The organism is Herbaspirillum sp. NPDC087042, assembly GCF_044745245.1.
Classification (GTDB): Bacteria; Pseudomonadota; Gammaproteobacteria; order Burkholderiales; family Burkholderiaceae_D; genus Herbaspirillum.
Genome location: NZ_JBIUZW010000001.1, coordinates 799,400 through 817,231, shown reverse-complemented (window position 1 = coordinate 817,231; position 17,832 = coordinate 799,400). Strand labels below are relative to the sequence as shown.

The following is a 17,832-nucleotide window of genomic DNA, read 5'->3' as shown; positions in this document are numbered from 1 at the left end:
CCATGCCGCCAGCCGATCGGCTGGCGGTTTTCTTTGACATCCTGAGCGCAGCGAGCTTGGTAGTTGCCTAGAACGTCTTGGTCAGCGACAGCAGCACCGTGGAGCCGGTCGAGTTGCGAGCCTTGCTGCCATCCCTGTAATAGAACCCCCATGCCTGCTGGTTGCCGGTATTGTGAATCGCCGCCACGGCCGCGCTCCAGCCGGGGTAGTTGAAGCTGGCGCCATCAAGCGTGAGGCCAATCCTGTAGTCGTTGAAATTGCCATTGGAGAAGTGACGCACGATCTGGCGGCCTGCGTGCAGGTTCAATGTCAACGACTCGCTCAGGGGAGGATTGGCATTGACTTCGACATAGGTGCTGCCCCGGGTGGACGCCTTGTTGAAATTGTTGTCGTAGTCGATGCCCGACCAGTAGTGATTCAATGCCGTCCACATGGTGAGATTGTAGATTGCGCGAGTCACGGCCAGCTTCAGTTCCTGGGTGTCGTAGCGGATGATCTGGCCATCGCCTGTTGCCGACCTGGCCTGGGCGCCGGGAAAGTAGTACAGGGCCAGGCCGGTCTCCAGCGTCCAGTCCTGGGGCAAGGCAAAGCGGTGGCCCAGCAGGATGTCGATTTCCTGGCCTGAACTTTTGTTGTAGGGCGCGTCCGATACGCTGCTCGCCCACAAGGAAAGATAGGAGCCGTTTCTGTGGGTGAGGTCGATGCCGCCTTGTACGGCGGGCTTGCGGTCCGATACCGAAATGCCCCGGAACATATAGTCCGAGACCAGCGAGAAGTTGCCGCCCAGCCTGAAGCTGGATTCTTCTGTCGGCACTGCCTCCGCATGTGCGCTGCTGCCCGTGCAGGCCGCTGCGACGAACAACGCTATCAATGTTGCTCTCATGTTGCTTCCTCTATCCATGGTTCAAGGCGTTCTGGTCGAACGGGTGTTGTCATGACTATCGGGCTGCCGACTCGCCCTGGTCTGCGTCCATGATGGCGTCGATGGCGATCATGTCGGGCATGCGCAAGGCATCGATACCACCGCGTGTCTGCAACAGAAAAACCAGGTACAGCGCACCCGTGCCCAGCATCAGCGCGACGTAGAGCCAGGGCTTCAGGAAGGATGCGTCGCGGAAGATGGCCAGTTCGAAAACCAGCCACAACATCGCCAGGACCAGGGTCGGTACTTCGAAGGGGCCCAGCGTAAAACCCTGGCTGGCCGGCAGGCTTCGTCGCTTGAAGGCAAACATCAGCACGCACACGGCATAGATGATGGCCGGTAGCAGGGTGGCTGCGGAGAACAGCGTGAAGAGCGCATCGGTGTCGCCGGAGAAGGCTGCCAGGATGGCTTGCGCCACCAGGGTCATGAAGAGGGTCGCATTGAGCGGCGTATGCAGGCGCGGGTTGATCTGGCGCAGCGCCTTCCAGCCCGGGAAGCGCTCATCGCGTGACATTGCCCAGACCAGGCGGGTGCCGCTCAGGAGGATCACCAGGCCGCACGAGTAGATCGAGATCACCACCATCACCAGCAGGAATTTGCCGACATAGCCGCCCAGCACTCGCGTGATGACGTCGGCAATCGGCGTGGCGGAGTCCGCTGTCTGTACATCGCCCAGCAGGGCTGTGACGGCCACCAGGAACAGCATGCCGATGATGCCCAGGCTCAATACGGCATGCCACATGGCGCGCGGTATCACGCGTGCCGGATCACGGGTTTCCTCGGCCAGGTTGGCGGCCGACTCGAAGCCGACGATGGTGAAGGCGCCCATCAGCGTTCCCATTGCCCAGGGACCGACGGTGCCCAGGCTGCCTGGCGAGAAGTAGCCCTCGCTGGGCAGCTTGCCGGTGTCGAACAGCAGCGCGTAGTCCATTAGCCCCTGGTAGTGGCCCACGGCAAAGAGCAGCACGATCAGGCCAATCATGCCGACCAGCTGTACCATCACGGCAAAGGAATTGAACTTCTGTGTGAAGCGGGTGGAGCCGGCGATCATGATCGCCTGTGCCAGGATCACGGCGGCCGTGATCAGCCAGGCACTGTTGGCCGAACCTGGATAGCCCAGCAAGACCGGCAGGACAGCCGAGGCAATGGTGTAGTCCACCGCGCATAGGACGATGGCCAGGAAAGTGAAACTGATCCAGCCCATGACCCACCCGAAGACCGGATGGGTCAGTCGCGAGGCCCACTGGTAGACATAGCCCGTCACCGGGATGCGCGCCGCCAGCGAGCCCAGCACCAGTGCCACCATCAATTGCCCGACCACGGCGAGCGGCCAGGTCCAGATGCCCATGGGCCCGGACGTGCCCAGCATGGCGCCGTAGGCAGAGAAGATGCCAGTGGCGATCGACACGAACCCGAAGGCCACGGCGAAGGACTGGAATGGCGTGATGTCCCGTTCCAGGGTATTGCTGGCGGCGTTCTGCCGCGGTGTATCTGCTTGTCTCACGGTGTGCTCCTGATGTTGTTGGTTTTCTCAAAGTGGGACCGGTCGATTCTGGCGCTGGCCGGGAAGCGTGGCTGCCTGCGAATGACGCCAGTTAGCGTTGCGCCGCGCGCCAGCCACCGGCGCGGCGAACGGCCTCGGCGAAGAGCTGGTGGTCGTCGGCGTTGACCATGCTGTCTGGTCGGTAGGTGCGACTCTCGCCGCGCATGGCGGTGACGTCCATGCCGCACAGGCCGGCCAGGCCCAGCGCACTGAGCTCGTACATGGAAGAGACGACGATGCTCTTCTGGCAGGCCGAGGCCAGCAAGCGCGCGAAATAGCCGCTCTGCGAGAGGCCGCCGTCGATGGAGATGCTGCTGCCCAATGTCATCTCCTGCGCTGCTGCATCCACCAGGCGTGCGGTCAGCATGGCGATGCCTTCCAGTACCGCACGCACCATGTCGCGGCGGTCGGTGGCGTGATCCATGCCGATGAAGAGGGGTACTGCATCGCGGTCCCAATAGGGCGCGGCCAGCCCGGAGAGGGCGGGTACGAAGACGATCCCGCGACTCAGCGCAGTCGGACCGTCGAAATGGTCCAGCTCCTCCATCGCCGAAAACAGGCCAATGCGCCGGGCCCACTCCAATGCCGCGCCGGCGTCGTAGACGCCGCCTTCCAGGGCGTGGCAGGCAGGTTCGTCATGCTTCTTCCAGGCGATGGTGGGCAAGAGATCGCGCGGCCTGGTGCGCTCCTGGCCCGTTATCGCCAGGAAGAAAGCGCCGGTGCCGAAGGTGATCTTGCTGTCACCGCTGTGGCGGCATTGGTGGCCGTGCAGCGCCGCTTGCTGGTCCACGATGGAGACCTTGAGGGGAACGCCGTTGATCTCGCCAAAGCCGGCATCGACATCACTGATTTCCGGCAGGCACTGGATGGGAACGCCATGCAGCTCACACATCTCCTGGCTCCATTGCCCTCGTTCGAGATCGAACAGACCGGTACGCGATGCCGTGGCCCAGTCGGTACAGAAGCGACCGCACAGGCGATCCAGGAAGAAAGCGTCGGTGGTGCCCAGTCGCAGACGACCCTGTCCGAGCGCGGTGGCAACGGGCGGCAGGTGCCGGATCAGCCAGGCCAGCTTACTGGCGGAGAAGTAAGGATCCAGCGGCAAGCCGGTGATCTGCCGTGAACGTCGGGCGTCCTCTTCTCCCAGCCTGGCAAGCGCGTCTGCCGTGCGGGCATCTTGCCAGACGATGACGGGCGAGAGTGTATGGCCCGTGTCGGCGTCCCATGCCAGGCAGCTTTCACCCTGGTTGCACAGGGCGATGGTGTCGACCTGGCCGGCGCTCTCCAAGACGGCCTGGATGTTGTGCAGCAGTTCCTCGGGATCGTGCTCGACCCATCCGGGCTGGGGATGGAAATGTGCATGTCTGCGAGAACCGGCGATGGACCAGCTACCGTCGGAATCGACGACGAGGCAGCGGGTGGAGGTGGTGCCCTGATCAATGGCGGCGATGCGCATTATCGTGTCTCCTTGAAATGGAATGCGATGCTTCGGGCTTGTTCAGCCTCTCTTGGGATGGGGACCAGGATGCGGCGCTCGGGCATCCACACGGCGTGCTTGCGCCACACCACGTGGCCGTCGAGCAGAAGCTGGATTTCGCCTCGGACGCGGTGACTGACGCGGAGCTGGAAGTCGCCGAAGGCGCTGCAGGAGAGAACACTCTTGCGGATCAGTGTCGGGACGACCAGCTTGATGGGCGCGACGAAGCTGACCTCGACCGGTACCTGTTCGAGCGGGCCGGCCAGCAGATCCCCGGCCACAGCACGCCCCACGGCCTGGCCTTCACGGAAGGCCCAGCCTGCCGTTTCCACCCCACGCAGCACGTTGCCGGCGGCGAAATGCAGGGGATTGCGCAGGCGGCCATCCTGGTCGATGGCCGGGCCGGCACTGCCGGGAGCAACGCCCATTTCAGACTGCAGCAGCAGGGCCGATTCAGGGGTGAACTGGCCGGACAGCAGCAGGCCGTCGCAGGCCAGTTTGCGCACGCTGCCCCCTGTCTTGAACGATATGCCCTCGACCCGGCCATCGCCCCAGATGTCGACCACGGTAGCGTTGCGATGGAATTCAACGCCCGTCAGATGCGGCAACCACGAATAGGGGGCGCGCACCGTCGCATGGGAGCGTGACTCCAGCATGGCGACCGGCCTGGCACCATGGGCGAGGCAGGTCAGCAGCGCCGACATCGATACCAGTTCGGAGCCCACAATCACCGGGCGCCGGAATGGCATGAGTCCATGGAAGGCGACATAGGCCTGTAGCGCGCCGGTGGTCAACACGCCAATGGGGCGCTCGCCCGAGATCAGGCGCGCCGAGCGCGGTATTTCGCGGGCGCCGGTGGCGGTGACGATACGGCGTGCGCTCAGGGTTTGCACGCCCTCCGGCGAACTCACCAGTACCGATGCCCGGTCTTCGAGGCTGACGATGGAATGGCGGATACGGATGTCCACCCCGGCGGCACTTGCATCGGCCTGTAGCCTGCGTCCATAGGACGCGCCGATGAAGATGCGTTGGTAGTGGCGCATGCCAAACGGGGAGTGGCTGCAATGCCGGGTGGCGCCCCCCAGTACGGGTTCGCGCTCCAGCAGGCCGACCTTGTCCACGCCGAGGCGGCGCAGTTCAATGGCCGCTGCCACGCCAGCGGGACCGCCGCCGATAATGAGGACATCGAAATCCGGTGCACTCATGCGGATTCCCCATTGCCAATCGCCAGGTCCTCTGCCAGCCTGCCACGTGTCATGGCGGCCAGGGAGGCCTGGCAATGGAAACCCTGGCAGCGGCCCATGCCTGCGCGGGTACGCCGGCGCAGGCCGCCGAAGTCACCTGGCGGCAGCGGGCTGCACAGGGCCGCTTCGATTTCGCGCCGAGTCACCAGTTCGCAGTGGCAAACAATCTCGCCATGGTGTGGCCGCTGCCAGTCACGCTCCCGCGATTCGGCCAGATTGGGCAGGCGCAGCATGGGGGCTTCACGGGACGGGGCGAAACTGCCCTGTTCGAATTGGGTGTGCAGTGCCAGTGCATGCTGGGCCAGGCCAAGCGCCGAACTCAAGCCGGTCGAGCGGATGCCACCCAGGGTGATGGCGCGCCGCTGTGGTCGCGAAAAGACGCGATAAGCTTTCTCCTCGGTCGCAGGGCGCAGACCCGCATACACCGCCGTGACCGGAATGCCAGCCAGCGCCGGCACGATCTCAGCGCCCTTGTGCAGCAGACTCTCCAGGGTGTCATGTTCGACGGTGGCGCGGATGCGGTCATCCTGTTCCTCGGCGGTGGGGCCGACCAGCACATTGCCGAACGCAGTGGGGCAAACCACGATGCCCTTGGTGATCTCGGTGGGTACAGGCAGCAGGATGGTCTGAACGTGGCGCGCAGCAGCCTTGTCCAGCACCACGAACTGGCCTTTGCGAGGCTTGATCCGGAACGCCACTGGCAGGCCCAGGCGGCGATCGACTTCGTCGCCGAAGAGACCGGCAGCATTGATGACCGAGCGGGCGGTGACGGCGGCATGGCTGGTCTGGAGATGCCAGGCATGGCCATCGAAGGTACCTGCAAGCAGCTCGGTATTGCGCATGACCGTGCTGCCCAGTTGGATCGCTTGTGTGATGTAGGCCAGTGGCGCCGACCAGGGATCGATGACATGTTCGCCAGCGATTTCCACCGCGGCCACCAGGCGCGACGACAGGGCCGGATGGCGTTGCCGAGCTTGTGTGCCGCTCAGCAGGGACAGGTCGTGCACGCCATTGGTCCGGCCATCCTGCACAATCTGCTCCAGCCTGGCGGCCTGGTGCGCGTCCCAGGCGCAGACCAGGGCACCGGTCTTGATCAGGGGCAGGTTCAGGCTGTCGTGGAGGGTGAGATATTCAGCGCGGCCAGCCTGGACAAGTTGCCATTCGAGGCTGCCGGGCGGCGCGTCGAAGCCGGTATGGAGGATGGCGCTGTTGGCCTTGGAGGCGCCGCTGAGGATGTCGGCGCCTTTTTCGATCACGATCAGTCTGGCGCCTGCCAGAGCGAAGCGGCGTGCCACGGCACAGCCGACTACGCCTGCACCGATGATGGCAATGTCGTACATGAGGGATCTCCGAGAGTGGGTTGCAGGGCAAAGCACACGGAGAAATGACTGTTCGGTAGTTTTGTTTTTCTATTCGGTCATTTCATTGCTCGGATAGTACAGAGAAACGGCTATACGGTAGGTTTTTATTTTTTATTTGTGGTTATTTTGCGTTTTTTGGGAAATATTTTGTTCCATATGGTCATTTTGTTTTGCTGGCCGATGGGTCCCCGGCTGCTCGCATGAGAACCACGACCTTGCGGTCGTGGGAATCCGGGATCAGTTAGTTGCGAATCTCCATATTGGGCAAGAACTGGATCCCCGTACGCTGCACCAGCTCCGCATAGGTAATCGGCTTGCCCGCGCGCGCTTCATCGGTATTGTCGATCCAGTGCGCCCAGGCGCGATGCGAGGTGGCGTCGTAGACCAGCTTGAAGAGATGCGCCGGCACGGCGACGTTGCCCGCGCCGATGGTCGATGGACGGGTGTCGAACACCGGGCCGGAGATCACGTAGACATCGCCATCGGCACGCATGGCGTATTTGCGGGTGGCCTTTTCGATGCCGGCCCACGACTTGCGGTTGTTCACCGGTGCCTGGGGCACCATGTTGGCCAGCGAGAAGGACTGCGCCATGGCCTGGGCCGTGGGCATGTCGGCGGCGGGCGCCATGTGGCCGCGATCGAAACCGCTGCCCTTGTAGTCATTCAGGTGGGAGCGGTCGGCCGAGGGCAGGCGGGCTTCTTCGTAGAAGCGGTTGGTGCGTTCTTCATCCTTGGCGTCGATCAACTGGGCGCGATTGAGGCGCTCGGCCACGTACACCGGGGTCTTGCTGGTGCCGGAGTACATGACGGCGAAGGCGTCAAAGCACAGGGCGCGCGGACCACGGGCCTGCAACGCGGGTACCGAGGGTGGTACGCCGCCTGCGAAGAACTGCTGGCACTGCGAGAAATCAACGGCGAAGGCGGGGATGGCGGGGGAGAGGGTGCCACTTGCGAGGGCGAGTGTTGCGATAAGACGTTTGATCATCCGGAATCTGATGGTTTGTTAAACAGGGATTCCTGCGCAAAACTGAAGGTTTGTGCAGGAGGGTCGCTGTTATATCACTAGATTCGTCTGGGCGGGGATGAAAGCTTGGTGAGGCAGGCACGCAAGTGCCAACTGCATTCCTGATAAAAAAAATCCTCGCAGATGGCTTGCATCCGCGAGGACAAAGACAGTTTACACGCCGGAGACAGTAAACATTCCTGAGGCAATGCCGCTGGCCCTGTTCAGGCGGGCAGCGGCGCCAATTTCTTGCCGAGGGCGTCGGCGACGTGCGCGGCCGCGACATAGCTGAATGCCATGATGGTCACGCTGGGATCCACCGAGGGACCCGTCGGGAACACCGATGGATCGGCCACGAAGAGATTGTCCAGGCCGTGCACCCGATGGCTGGAATCGGTGACCGAGGTTCTGGCGTCCTGGCCCATGCGACAGCCGCCGAAGGGGTGAGGCGCCGCGATGAACAGGGATCCTGGCTTGATCTCGATCCTGTCGATCAGGTCGATCTGGTCCACCGAGCTCAGTTCGGTGCGTCGCAGGTCCGCCAGCATGACCTTGGTGGCGCCGGCCTTGAAGTTGACGATGGCGATTTTCTTGAGCAGGTCGCGCAACATCTTTTGCGTGGTCGGACCGTACGGGTAGATCAGCTCGCGCTTGCCGTGGCGATCGACGCGGATTTCGCCGAGCTCGTCGGGGTGGTCGTCGATCCAGCCGGTGGCGCCGCCCACATGCCGGAGATTGGCCATCCAGTCGGCGGCACCGTCGTCGAAACCGCTGACCGAATAACTCATCAGGCCCGGCTGGATCTGGTCGGGGACCAGCAGGTAGCCGCCTTCCACATAGTTGCCATTGGCGTCGTAGCGGGCGCGGCGGAAACCTTCCACGCCAAAGCAGGCCGGTGGCTTGCGCCACAGGATGATCGGTTCCTTGAACATGCCATGGGCGAAGACGGTCGGGTTCATGCCGAAGTGCTTGCCCAGCGCCGGCAGCGAGTCGCGCAACCGGGCTTGCGCGAGCATGAAGCCGGGCGTGTTGAATCCGCCTGCGGCGACGACAAACTGCCTGGCCTTGATGACGATCTTCTTGCCGCTGGGGCGGTTGCGGCGACGATCGATCACGCTGGCACTCAATTGCGCCACACGATTGCCCTCGTAGGAAAACTCGTCGGCCTGGAGATCGGCATAGATACGGGCTCCCAGCGCCATCGCGGCCGGCAGGCTGGTGACCAGCTGGCTTTGCTTGGCGCCGATGGCACAGCCTTGCATGCAGTGGCCCGACCCGGCACAGCCATAGCGGGCCTGTTTGACCGGCGCAGCTTCCCAGCCCAGGGCATGCACTGCATCGCGGAACAGTTCATTCATCCGGTTGTAGTAGGACGGCGGCATTTCGGCGATGTGCAGGCGGCGCTCGATGTCGGCGAAGACCGGGGCCAGTCGGTCCATGCCGTGTCCGGTCATGCCGTATTGCTCGTGCCACAGGTCGAGCCGGTCTTGCGGCGTGCGGTAGCTGTCGGCCCAGTAGTGTACGGAGGTCCCGCCTACCACTTCGCCATAGGTCAGGAAGGTGGAGCCATCGTTGGAGGTGGTCAGGCTACGCTCGGCGTCGACCTTGCCGGCCTGGTTCAATTCACGATTATCGAAGCTCGATGACGGGTAGTAGCCGCCTTTCTCGATGACCACGGTATCGATGCCGGCCTCGGCCAGCTTGTAGGCCAGCGTGGCGCCGCCACAGCCGGAGCCGATCACGCAGACCTCCGCGGTGATGGTGTCCAGGTTGTCGTAGTCGGTATGTACGTAGGGAGTGTTGCGGGTCGCCATGGTGTTGTCCTTGTTCATGCGCGTGGCGTTCTGCCAACCAGTTGTGCGTACAGCAGGCGTTGCTCGCTGCGTTTTTCCGGCAGGCCCATGAAGGGCCCGTCATAGCCAATGGCCTTCCAGGCGGAGGGATGGCCGTAGTAGTACCAGCGCATGACGGCCGGAAGGTTGTAGAGGACGGCACGCACGGTGTCGTCGGTGGTGTCGCAGGCCTCGCTGAGGAACGCTCGTCGCTCCTCCAGTGTCAGCCGGGAAAAACGCGACAGCCGGCCCTTGGCCAGCGGCAGGAATTCCAGCAGGTAGAAGGCCGTCCTGAAATCGCTGCTGATGCCGTCGCTGACGAAGAACAATTCCTCGTCGAAGCGGGTCACGATCTCGGCCTCGACGATGCTGGGGAACAGCGGGCCCCTGGGAACACTGGCCTCGGCCAGGGCGTGCACGATGTCGGCCAGGTGGCCGTCCAGAACCAGCAGCTTGCCGTATTGCTCCCGGTAGCGCTTGCCCAGGGTGAGATAGCCGACGCCGCCGGCGGCCACGGCGGCGGTGCCGCCCAGGCCCAGCAGGGTGGCCTTCAGGAAGCGCCGCTTGGCAAAGAATCGGGTGTTGGCCTGCATGTCATCCTCCGTTTGGTTTGCTGCCTCCGGTGCGCACCAGGGAGCAGATTCGAATGGGATGCAGCTTAGGATGAACGTTGCGCAAGGGATTATCGAGAATGCGCAAGTTTGAAGTTTGCGCATTTTCGATAACGCCGGGAGGGCCGGGATCCTTATTTTTGAGCCACTACAACTCAAAAATGAGGAGACCTGGATGTTGAACCATAAAAAATTGACGCCAAGAACCCTGTGCATCGGCATAGGGACACTCGCAGCGGTGTTGTCGGCCGGGGTGGCCGGTGGTGCCGGTGCGGCGGGGACCAGCGATGCAGCCCGGCTGGGTGCGGACCTGACACCCTTCGGGGCGGAGAAGGCGGCCAGCAAGGATGGCAGCATTCCAGCCTGGAGCGGCGGCCTGAGCAAGGCGCCGGCCGGATGGAAGCCGGGACATCTTGATCCGTTCAAGGAAGACAAGCCGCTGTTTTCCATCGATGCCGGCAACGTCGACAAGTATGCCGACAAGCTGCCCGAGGGCCAGGTGGCATTGATCAAGGCCTACAAGGGCTATCGGCTTGATGTCTATCCGACCCGCCGCAGCTGCACCTTCCCTGACGTGGTGGCCGAACGCACGCGGAAATACGCCGGCAGCGCCCGCATCGGCAGCGATGGCTGGAAACTGGAACAGGTGGCCGGTGCCAGCATTCCCTTCCCCGTGCCGAGCAATGGCATCGAGGTGATGTGGAACTACAAGTTGCGCTACCTGGGTGAAGGGCGGCAGGTCGACATCTCGCTGCTGATGCCGGAGAAGGGCGGCGGCATCAGCGAATTCAAGCAACGGGCCAGCGAGTTGTACCCGTTCAACAATCCCAAGGTGAATGGCCCGGCCGATACCGGCAACATCGAAGCCAAGCTGATGTACGAGGTGCTGTCGCCTTCCTCGCGGGCCGGTGAGATGTACCTGATCCACTCCTTCCTCGACAAGCCGCAGGATGCCTGGATCTATTTCCCCGGCCAGCGCCGGGTGCGGCGCGCCCCTTCGTTTGCCTATGACAATCCCATCGCCGGCTCGGACAACCTGTATTTCGTGGACCAGATCAACATGTTCACGGGGGCGCTGGACCGCTACGACTTCAAGCTGCTGGGCAAGCAGGAGATCTACCTGCCCTATAACAGCTACAAGCTGATCGACAAGAGCCGGAAGTTCAAGGACCTCATCGGGCCCAGCTATGTCAATCGCGATGCCATGCGCTATGAGCTCCACCGTGCCTGGGTGGTCGAGGCCACGGTCAAGTCGGACAAGCGCCACTCCTTCGCGCGGCGCAAGTTCTATATCGATGAAGATAGCTGGGCGCTGCTGCACGTGGACATGTATGACGCCAAGGGCAGCCTGTGGCGCGTGCAGGAAGGCAGTATCTGGGCCGCACCCGACATCCAGGCATGTACCGGCCTGGAATACGCGATGTATGACCTGGTCGCCAATCGCTATGTGGTGGATGGCTTTACCGCCGGCAACGAGATGCTGGACCTGACCGCCGGCAAGGAAGGCCGGGTCAAGGATAGCCAGTTTACCGCCGATGAACTGCGCCGCCGTGGCGAACGTTGAGGAGGCGGCGATGAAGCACAACGATACCCGTGCGCTGGCACGACCCGCGTCGACGCTGGCGGTCGCGGCCGCGGCCGCCCTGTCCACCATGAGCCTGTCGGCTCACGCCGTCCAGTTCGGCGATGCTGACGCGGGCTGGAGCGGCAGCTTTGACTCCACCGTGTCGTATGGCATGACCATGCGTACCCAGTCATCGGATTGTTCGGTAGTCGGCAATGATCACGGCGGCTGCAATCGCGGCACCAGCAATGCGCTGTCCAGCCGTTACAACCTTGCCAGCGGTACTGGCTATGCCAATGCCGACTTCAACTACTCCAATTTCGATGGTGGCGGACTGAACTACAAGAAAGGCGACATCACGTCCATGGTATTGAAGGGGACGCACGAGCTGAGCCTGAAGACCGACAATGGCTGGAGCGCGCTGGGCCGCTTTACCTGGTTTGGCGATTCGCGTGTCTCCGATACCCGCAGCGAGGCGCTCTCGCAAGAGTCAAAGGACTACGCCAGCTCACGTATCGACCTGCTGGACCTGTGGGTCTCCAAGAGATTCGATCTCAATGGGCAGCCCGCCAAGGTGAAGGTGGGCAACCAGGTCATCAGCTGGGGCGAGGACATCTTCATTCCCGGCGGCGTCAACCAGATCAACGCGATCGACATGCAGAAGTTCCATACCCCCGGCACCCAGCTTAAGGAAATCTTCATTCCGGCGCCGATGGCCTCGTTCAATGTGGCACTCAATGAGAACATTAGCGTCGAGGGCTACTACCAGTTACGCTGGAATTCCTACCGTTTCGATAGCGTCGGTACCTTCTTCTCGACCTACAACGTGCTCGGCAAGGGTAACCGTCCCGGTTATTATCCGAGCTCGGTGGTCAATGATTTCAATGGCGCCGGTACCTGCCAGGCCACGACACCCACCGGGAAGTGCGGCGATCCGGCCACCTCCGGCCTGAGCGATGCCAGCATGGTGGCCGCCGGCCTGGCGGTGCCATTCGCGGGCGAAAACAAGCCCAGGAACAGTGGGCAATTCGGTTTCGCGTTGCGTTTCAATGCGCCCGACATCGACAGCGAATTCGCCCTCTACTACCAGCGATATCACGACAAGATCCCCTTCATCGGCTACACCAGCAACGGCACTCCGGGCGTGGTCACCTCCTACTCCTGGAACTATGGCGAAGACCGCAGCCTGTTTGGTGCATCGATGAACACCAAGGTGGGCCCGGTGGCAGTGGGGGCAGAGCTGAGCTACCGGCCCCGTGATGGGGTGGCGATCGACCCGACGGTGCCGTATGGTTCCAAGGGCGCCAGCGGCATCTTTGATCCCAACAGCGTCTATGACGTTGGCTTCCAGCCGGGTTACGTGAATGAACGCAAGTGGCAGGCGCACCTCACCGGCTTCTACACGTATTCGCGCAATGATCCCCTGGGCAGCCTGGTCAAGGCCATGGGCGCATCGGATGGCTTCCTGCTGGGCGAGATGGCGGGTACCTGGTATCCGCGCCTGGATACCAGCGGCGCGACTCCTTACTTCCTGCCCAATTATTCGCTGCCGTCACGCTTTTCCTGGGGTTACGTGGTCGAGGCCGGATTCAACTATCCGAACGTGCTCGACAGCGGCATCACCCTGACACCGCAAATCGACTGGTTCCAGAGCGTCAAGGGGACCAGTCCGAATGCGACGCCGTTTATCGAAGGCTCCAATTCGCTGTCGCTGTCCTTGTCGGCCAACTACCGGGACAAGTGGCGCGGCAACCTGCAATGGGTACGCTATGCCGGCGGCGGCGACAACAACCTCATGCGTGATCGGGGTTTTGTGGCGGCCAGCATTTCCTATTCCTTTTGATCGGGGGGACATGACATGTTGATTTCCCTCGTCAACCGTTTGCAGCGATGGCTGTTCTCGCATCGCCTGCCGGTATTGCTGCTGCTGGCGGCCCTCACGATGGTCATGGGCGTCTTCGCCGCACGGCTGACGATGTCGGCCGGCTTCGACAAGCAATTGCCGCAGCAGCATGCGTTCATCAAGACCTTCAACCAGTATCGTGACGTCCTGTTCGGGGCCAACCGGATTGTGGTGGTCCTGCACCGGAAGCGCGGTGACATCTGGGACGTGCCATCGCTGACGCGTCTCTACGATCTCACGCAGGCGCTCTTCTTCATGCCCGGCGTCGACCGCCGGACGGTCACGTCGCTCTGGACGCCCAATACGCGGACGGTACAGATCACCGAAGACGGCATGAAGGCCGAGGACGTCATCGGCGGTGATGTGACGGTGAAGACGCTGGACCAGGCGGCAGTCGATGGCATCCGCGAACGTACCATCGCCGGTGGCTTCATCGGCAGCCTGGTTGCCAATGACGGATCCGGTGCGATGGTGGTGGCGGAGCTGGCCGATCCCGATCCGGCCACCGGCCAGCCGCTCGATACGCTGGCCTTCAGCAGCAAGCTGGAGACGCAGTTGCGCGACCGGTTCTCCGACGCCGACTACGACGTGCAGATCATCGGCTTTGCCAAGCAGATGGGCGATATCGGCCAGGGCGCACTCAGCGTTGTGAAGTTCTTCGCCCTGGCGTTCGTGCTGACGGCCCTGGCGGTGTACTGGTACACGCGCTCGCTGGTGCTGACGGTGTTGCCACTGGTGTGCTCGCTGGTATCGGTGGTCTGGCAGTTCGGCACCATCACCTTGCTGGGCTTCGGCCTGGACCCGCTGGCGGTGCTGGTGCCTTTCCTGGTGTTTGCCATCGGCGTGTCGCACGGAGTGCAGCAGGTCAATACCATCTCCAAGGAAGTGTGCCAGGGCGCCGATGCACCACTGGCCGCGCGGCGCAGTTTCAGTGGCCTGCTGGTGCCCGGTACCTTGTCGCTGGTGACGGCCTTCGTCGGATTTGCCACGCTGGTGATGGTGCCCATTCCCATGATCCGCGAACTGGCCGTGACCGCGTCGGTGGGGGTGGCCTACAAGATCATCACCAACCTGGTGATGCTACCTCTGCTGGCCAGCTACTGCCGCTTCGATCCGCGCTATGTACGGCGCGTGGCGCAATTGCAGTCCAGGCGGGATCGCCTGATGAGCTGGCTGGGCCGGATCGCGCGCACCCGTAACGCGGTCGTGACCCTGGTCGTGGGAGTATCCCTGTTCGGGGTGGCGATCTGGCAGAGCCAGGGAAGGCACATCGGCCATGTGTTGCCCGGTGCCCCGGAGCTGCGCGACGATGCGCGCTATAACCGGGATGTGGAAAGCATCGTTTCCCATTTCGGGCTGGGACTGGACGTGTTCACGGTCGTGGTGGAAACGCCCAGGGATGGCTGTTACCGCAATGACCTGATGCGCTATGTGGATCGCCTGAGCTGGACGCTGGCCAATGTGCCCGGCGTCCTCTCGGTGCAGTCGCTGCCGGTGTTGACCAAGCTGGCCGCGTCGGGCGTGAACGAGGGCAATCCGCGCTGGGCCGCGCTGCCGCAGGATGAGTCGAGCCTGGCGGAGGCAGTGCGCCAGGTGCCGGATGCATTGCGGCTCTACAACCCGGAGTGCACGGTACTGCCCGTCAATCTCTATCTGGTCGATCACAAGGCGGCCACGCTCAAGCAGGTGGTGGCGGCAGTCGAGGCGTTTCGTCTCGCCAATCCGCTCCTGGGGGTGTCGGTGCGCATGGCCAGTGGCAATGCGGGCGTACAGGCCGCGACCAATGACGTGGTCGAGCATGCCGAATGGCCCATGATGCTCTACGTCTACCTGACCATCATCGCCCTGGTGCTGCTGGTGTACCGCGACTGGCGCGCCACGGTGGCGTGCTGTATGCCGCTGACGCTGGCGACCTTCCTCGGTTACTGGTTCATGAAGGTGCTCGACATTGGCCTCACGGTGGCGACGCTGCCGGTGATGGTGCTGGCCGTCGGGATCGGCGTGGATTACGCCTTCTACATCTACAACCGCTTGCAGACCCATCTGGCCAACGGACTGGTGATGGTCGAGGCCCTGCAGAAAGCCCTGCGCGAAGTCGGCATTGCCACCATCTTCACGGCACTGACGTTGTCGATCGGCGTGGCGACCTGGTCTTTCTCGCCATTGAAGTTCCAGGCCGACATGGGGATGTTGCTGGCCACCATGTTCATGGTGAACATGGTGATGGCCATCACCCTGTTGCCATCGCTGGCGGTGGTGCTGGAACTGGTCTTTCCCCGCAGGGGCGCGGTACGGGCGCCATTGGTTACACACTAGGATGACACATGAAACTGTTCAGATGGATAGGGTTGTTGCTGGCGGCTTTGCTGCAGATGGGAGGCGCCGGGGCCGCAGAGAGCATGCCGGCCGTCGCCGTGGTGGCACCGCTGGCAAGCAGGGCGCCGCTGGTTGCCGTGACACGGGCCGGCAGTCGGCTGGTGGCGCTGGGCGACGAAGGCGTGGTGATCTCCAGCGCCGATGGCCGCACCTGGAAGCAGGCACGGCAGGTGCCCTATGACGGCTTGCTCAACGCGGCCTGTTTTACCGACGCGCAACATGGCTGGGCGGTCGGTTACGGCGGCGTCATCCTCTCCAGCGCCGATGGTGGAGAGACCTGGCAGTTGCGCCAGCGCATGGGGCAGGGCGCCGTGCTGTTGTCGGTGGCCTGCGTGGACAAGACGCGGGTGATCGTCGTCGGTGCCTATGGCAAGGCGCTACAGACGCGTGATGGCGGCGACACCTGGACAGCGCTACAGATTGGCCAGGGGGCCGATGCCGACCTGCATCTCAATGCGATCCTGCTCACCCGCAAGGGCAGCCTGATGGTGGCTGCCGAAGGTGGTGCGGTGTTCCGTTCGGTCGATGACGGCAAGCACTGGGCACGCGTGAAGACGCCAGCCACCGGGTCGCTCTGGGGCGCGTTGGTATTGCACGATGGCCGCTTGCTGATGTACGGGATGAGTGGCCGCATCGTGCTCAGCCAGGATGATGGAGAGAGCTGGCAAAGCCTCGACGGTGGCACCCGCGAAGCCCTGACGGGCGCCACCCAACTGGACGACGGACGCGTCGTGCTGGTGGGCAATGGTGGTGTAGTGACGGTGTCTGCTCCGACCTCGCTGGACTTCACGGTCCAGGTACGGCCCGATCGCCAGGCACTGGCGGCCGTGGCGGCCAGCAGTGCAGGGGATCTGGTGGTGTTCGGGGCGCAGGGCGCCAGCACCCAGCAGATCGGGTCGGGTAGGGCGGCAATTTCCCGTTGAGCCCAGGCTGGCGTTGTGTAAGACTGTGCGGATCGCACGGCCGGAGGGGATGGTATCGAAGGGGGGCATTGCGCAAGCTTCGTATCGCCCACCTGCTCCGGGGAAAAGGACAGACTGTCATGGATCACGAATGGTGGCGTGCCGTACAAAGCGACGACGTGGAGCAGCATACCGAGCATCTGGGGCAGTTCCACTGGCGCTATGAACAACTGAGCGGGGGCAGCTTCCACGCCCGGATGGCCGAACTGATGATGCCCAGGGTAAGGGTGTTTCGCGAGCACATCACGCGCAGCACCGAGCAAAGCGGCCTGCTGCCGGCGGGAACGATCGGTGTCGGCCTGGCACTGTCTGCGGACAATCCCGTGTGGATGAATGGCATGCGCGTGTCCGGGGGACGCGTGGGGGTCTCCTGTGATGCGCAGATCGAGTTGTGCACGGCGCCCGATAGCGAACTCGGATTCATGGTGGCGGACGCGGCGGTGATCGGGGATTTCCTGTTGCGGACCGGATCAACCATGACGGCCTGTAGCAGTGGCAAGACCTCGGTGATCCAGTTGTCGGAGGCTTCCGAGCGTTCGTTGCGGCAGTTGCTGGCGATGGTGCACGGCAACCTGGGCGTGGCACCGGAGGCCCTGGTGCGAGAGGATGCCCGCCGTCTGATGGAAGACTACTTCCTCCTGGAACTGGTCGATGCCCTGACGGCCGCGACCAGCTTGCCGGAGGAACGCAACGCCCTGTTGCGCAAGCGTCTGGTGGACCGTGCGCGCGAGCAGATGCTGGCGAACCTGGACACACCGATGTCCATCCTGGAGGTCTGCAATCAGGTCGGTGCCAGCCGGCGCAAGCTGGAATACTGCTTCCAGGAAGTGCTCGGCACCACGCCGGTGGCCTATCTCCGGGCCATCCGCTTGAATGGGGTGCGACGTGCCCTGCTCACTGCCCGCCAGGGCGAGCGCATCTATGACATCGCCGTGCGCTGGGGATTCTGGCACTTCAGCCAGTTCTCCAACGACTACAAGCGGCAGTTTGGCGAGCTGCCCTCCCATACCTTGGCACGCGCATCCTGAGCCGGT

13 protein-coding genes are annotated in these 17,832 nt (G+C 63.1%); 5 read left to right on the top strand and 8 right to left on the bottom strand.

The window, feature by feature from the left end; genetic code table 11:
* Positions 1 to 67: 67 nt before the first annotated feature.
* The 8 genes from ACIPHN_RS03630 to ACIPHN_RS03595 all read right to left on the bottom strand — a co-directional run bounded on the left by ACIPHN_RS03630 (position 68) and on the right by ACIPHN_RS03595 (position 9,975).
* On the bottom strand, positions 68 to 883 hold the full coding sequence (locus tag ACIPHN_RS03630) for a TorF family putative porin (protein ID WP_400432845.1): 816 nt from the start codon (positions 881 to 883) through the stop codon (positions 68 to 70).
* Positions 884 to 938: 55 nt separating this feature from the next.
* Positions 939 to 2,426, bottom strand: coding sequence for an APC family permease (locus tag ACIPHN_RS03625; protein ID WP_400432843.1), 1,488 nt, complete (start codon positions 2,424 to 2,426; stop codon positions 939 to 941).
* Between the two features lie 91 nt (positions 2,427 to 2,517).
* Positions 2,518 to 3,921 (bottom strand): FGGY family carbohydrate kinase, encoded by a 1,404-nt coding sequence (locus ACIPHN_RS03620; protein ID WP_400432840.1) that lies wholly within the window; start codon positions 3,919 to 3,921, stop codon positions 2,518 to 2,520.
* Positions 3,921 to 5,147 (bottom strand): FAD-dependent oxidoreductase, encoded by a 1,227-nt coding sequence (locus tag ACIPHN_RS03615; RefSeq protein WP_400432837.1) that lies wholly within the window; start codon positions 5,145 to 5,147, stop codon positions 3,921 to 3,923. The genes ACIPHN_RS03620 and ACIPHN_RS03615 overlap by 1 nt, the downstream gene beginning before the upstream one ends.
* Positions 5,144 to 6,526 (bottom strand): NAD(P)/FAD-dependent oxidoreductase, encoded by a 1,383-nt coding sequence (locus ACIPHN_RS03610; RefSeq protein ID WP_400432834.1) that lies wholly within the window; start codon positions 6,524 to 6,526, stop codon positions 5,144 to 5,146. Before ACIPHN_RS03610 ends, ACIPHN_RS03615 begins: the two co-directional genes overlap by 4 nt.
* Positions 6,527 to 6,788: 262 nt before the next feature.
* A complete protein-coding gene (locus ACIPHN_RS03605) occupies positions 6,789 to 7,532 on the bottom strand; it encodes a DNA/RNA non-specific endonuclease (RefSeq protein ID WP_400432831.1) in 744 nt (247 codons plus the stop codon).
* A gap of 242 nt (positions 7,533 to 7,774) precedes the next feature.
* Positions 7,775 to 9,382 (bottom strand): FAD-dependent oxidoreductase, encoded by a 1,608-nt coding sequence (locus ACIPHN_RS03600; protein ID WP_400432829.1) that lies wholly within the window; start codon positions 9,380 to 9,382, stop codon positions 7,775 to 7,777.
* Entirely contained in the window at positions 9,379 to 9,975 is a 597-nt protein-coding gene (locus ACIPHN_RS03595) for a hypothetical protein (RefSeq protein WP_400432826.1), read from the bottom strand. The genes ACIPHN_RS03600 and ACIPHN_RS03595 overlap by 4 nt, the downstream gene beginning before the upstream one ends.
* Positions 9,976 to 10,168: 193 nt before the next feature.
* On the opposite strand from ACIPHN_RS03595, the gene ACIPHN_RS03590 reads away from it, so the two are divergent.
* The 5 genes from ACIPHN_RS03590 to ACIPHN_RS03570 all read left to right on the top strand — a co-directional run bounded on the left by ACIPHN_RS03590 (position 10,169) and on the right by ACIPHN_RS03570 (position 17,826).
* On the top strand, positions 10,169 to 11,557 hold the full coding sequence (locus ACIPHN_RS03590) for a DUF1329 domain-containing protein (RefSeq protein WP_400432823.1): 1,389 nt from the start codon (positions 10,169 to 10,171) through the stop codon (positions 11,555 to 11,557).
* 10 nt (positions 11,558 to 11,567) lie between these two features.
* Complete coding sequence (locus ACIPHN_RS03585) at positions 11,568 to 13,400, top strand: DUF1302 domain-containing protein (protein WP_400432820.1); 1,833 nt, start codon at positions 11,568 to 11,570, stop codon at positions 13,398 to 13,400.
* Between the two features lie 15 nt (positions 13,401 to 13,415).
* The gene (locus ACIPHN_RS03580; RefSeq protein WP_400432817.1) at positions 13,416 to 15,776 is read left to right on the top strand and encodes an RND family transporter; all 2,361 of its coding nucleotides are present in this window, start codon (positions 13,416 to 13,418) and stop codon (positions 15,774 to 15,776) included.
* Positions 15,777 to 15,784: 8 nt separating this feature from the next.
* A complete protein-coding gene (locus ACIPHN_RS03575) occupies positions 15,785 to 16,759 on the top strand; it encodes a WD40/YVTN/BNR-like repeat-containing protein (protein ID WP_400432814.1) in 975 nt (324 codons plus the stop codon).
* Positions 16,760 to 16,878: 119 nt separating this feature from the next.
* The gene (locus tag ACIPHN_RS03570) at positions 16,879 to 17,826 is read left to right on the top strand and encodes a helix-turn-helix domain-containing protein (protein ID WP_400432811.1); all 948 of its coding nucleotides are present in this window, start codon (positions 16,879 to 16,881) and stop codon (positions 17,824 to 17,826) included.
* Positions 17,827 to 17,832 lie beyond the last annotated feature (6 nt).

What these genes read in the sequence shown, in the direction of transcription:
- ACIPHN_RS03630 (WP_400432845.1), bottom strand. Translation starts at nt 883, where the DNA reads ATGAGAGCAACATTGATAGCGTTGTTCGTCGCAGCGGCCTGCACGGGC.
- ACIPHN_RS03620 (WP_400432840.1), bottom strand. Translation starts at nt 3,921, where the DNA reads ATGCGCATCGCCGCCATTGATCAGGGCACCACCTCCACCCGCTGCCTC.
- ACIPHN_RS03615 (WP_400432837.1), bottom strand. Translation starts at nt 5,147, where the DNA reads ATGAGTGCACCGGATTTCGATGTCCTCATTATCGGCGGCGGTCCCGCT.
- ACIPHN_RS03610 (WP_400432834.1), bottom strand. Translation starts at nt 6,526, where the DNA reads ATGTACGACATTGCCATCATCGGTGCAGGCGTAGTCGGCTGTGCCGTG.
- ACIPHN_RS03605 (WP_400432831.1), bottom strand. Translation starts at nt 7,532, where the DNA reads ATGATCAAACGTCTTATCGCAACACTCGCCCTCGCAAGTGGCACCCTC.
- ACIPHN_RS03600 (WP_400432829.1), bottom strand. Translation starts at nt 9,382, where the DNA reads ATGAACAAGGACAACACCATGGCGACCCGCAACACTCCCTACGTACAT.
- ACIPHN_RS03595 (WP_400432826.1), bottom strand. Translation starts at nt 9,975, where the DNA reads ATGCAGGCCAACACCCGATTCTTTGCCAAGCGGCGCTTCCTGAAGGCC.
- ACIPHN_RS03590 (WP_400432823.1), top strand. Translation starts at nt 10,169, where the DNA reads ATGTTGAACCATAAAAAATTGACGCCAAGAACCCTGTGCATCGGCATA.
- ACIPHN_RS03585 (WP_400432820.1), top strand. Translation starts at nt 11,568, where the DNA reads ATGAAGCACAACGATACCCGTGCGCTGGCACGACCCGCGTCGACGCTG.
- ACIPHN_RS03580 (WP_400432817.1), top strand. Translation starts at nt 13,416, where the DNA reads ATGTTGATTTCCCTCGTCAACCGTTTGCAGCGATGGCTGTTCTCGCAT.
- ACIPHN_RS03575 (WP_400432814.1), top strand. Translation starts at nt 15,785, where the DNA reads ATGAAACTGTTCAGATGGATAGGGTTGTTGCTGGCGGCTTTGCTGCAG.
- ACIPHN_RS03570 (WP_400432811.1), top strand. Translation starts at nt 16,879, where the DNA reads ATGGATCACGAATGGTGGCGTGCCGTACAAAGCGACGACGTGGAGCAG.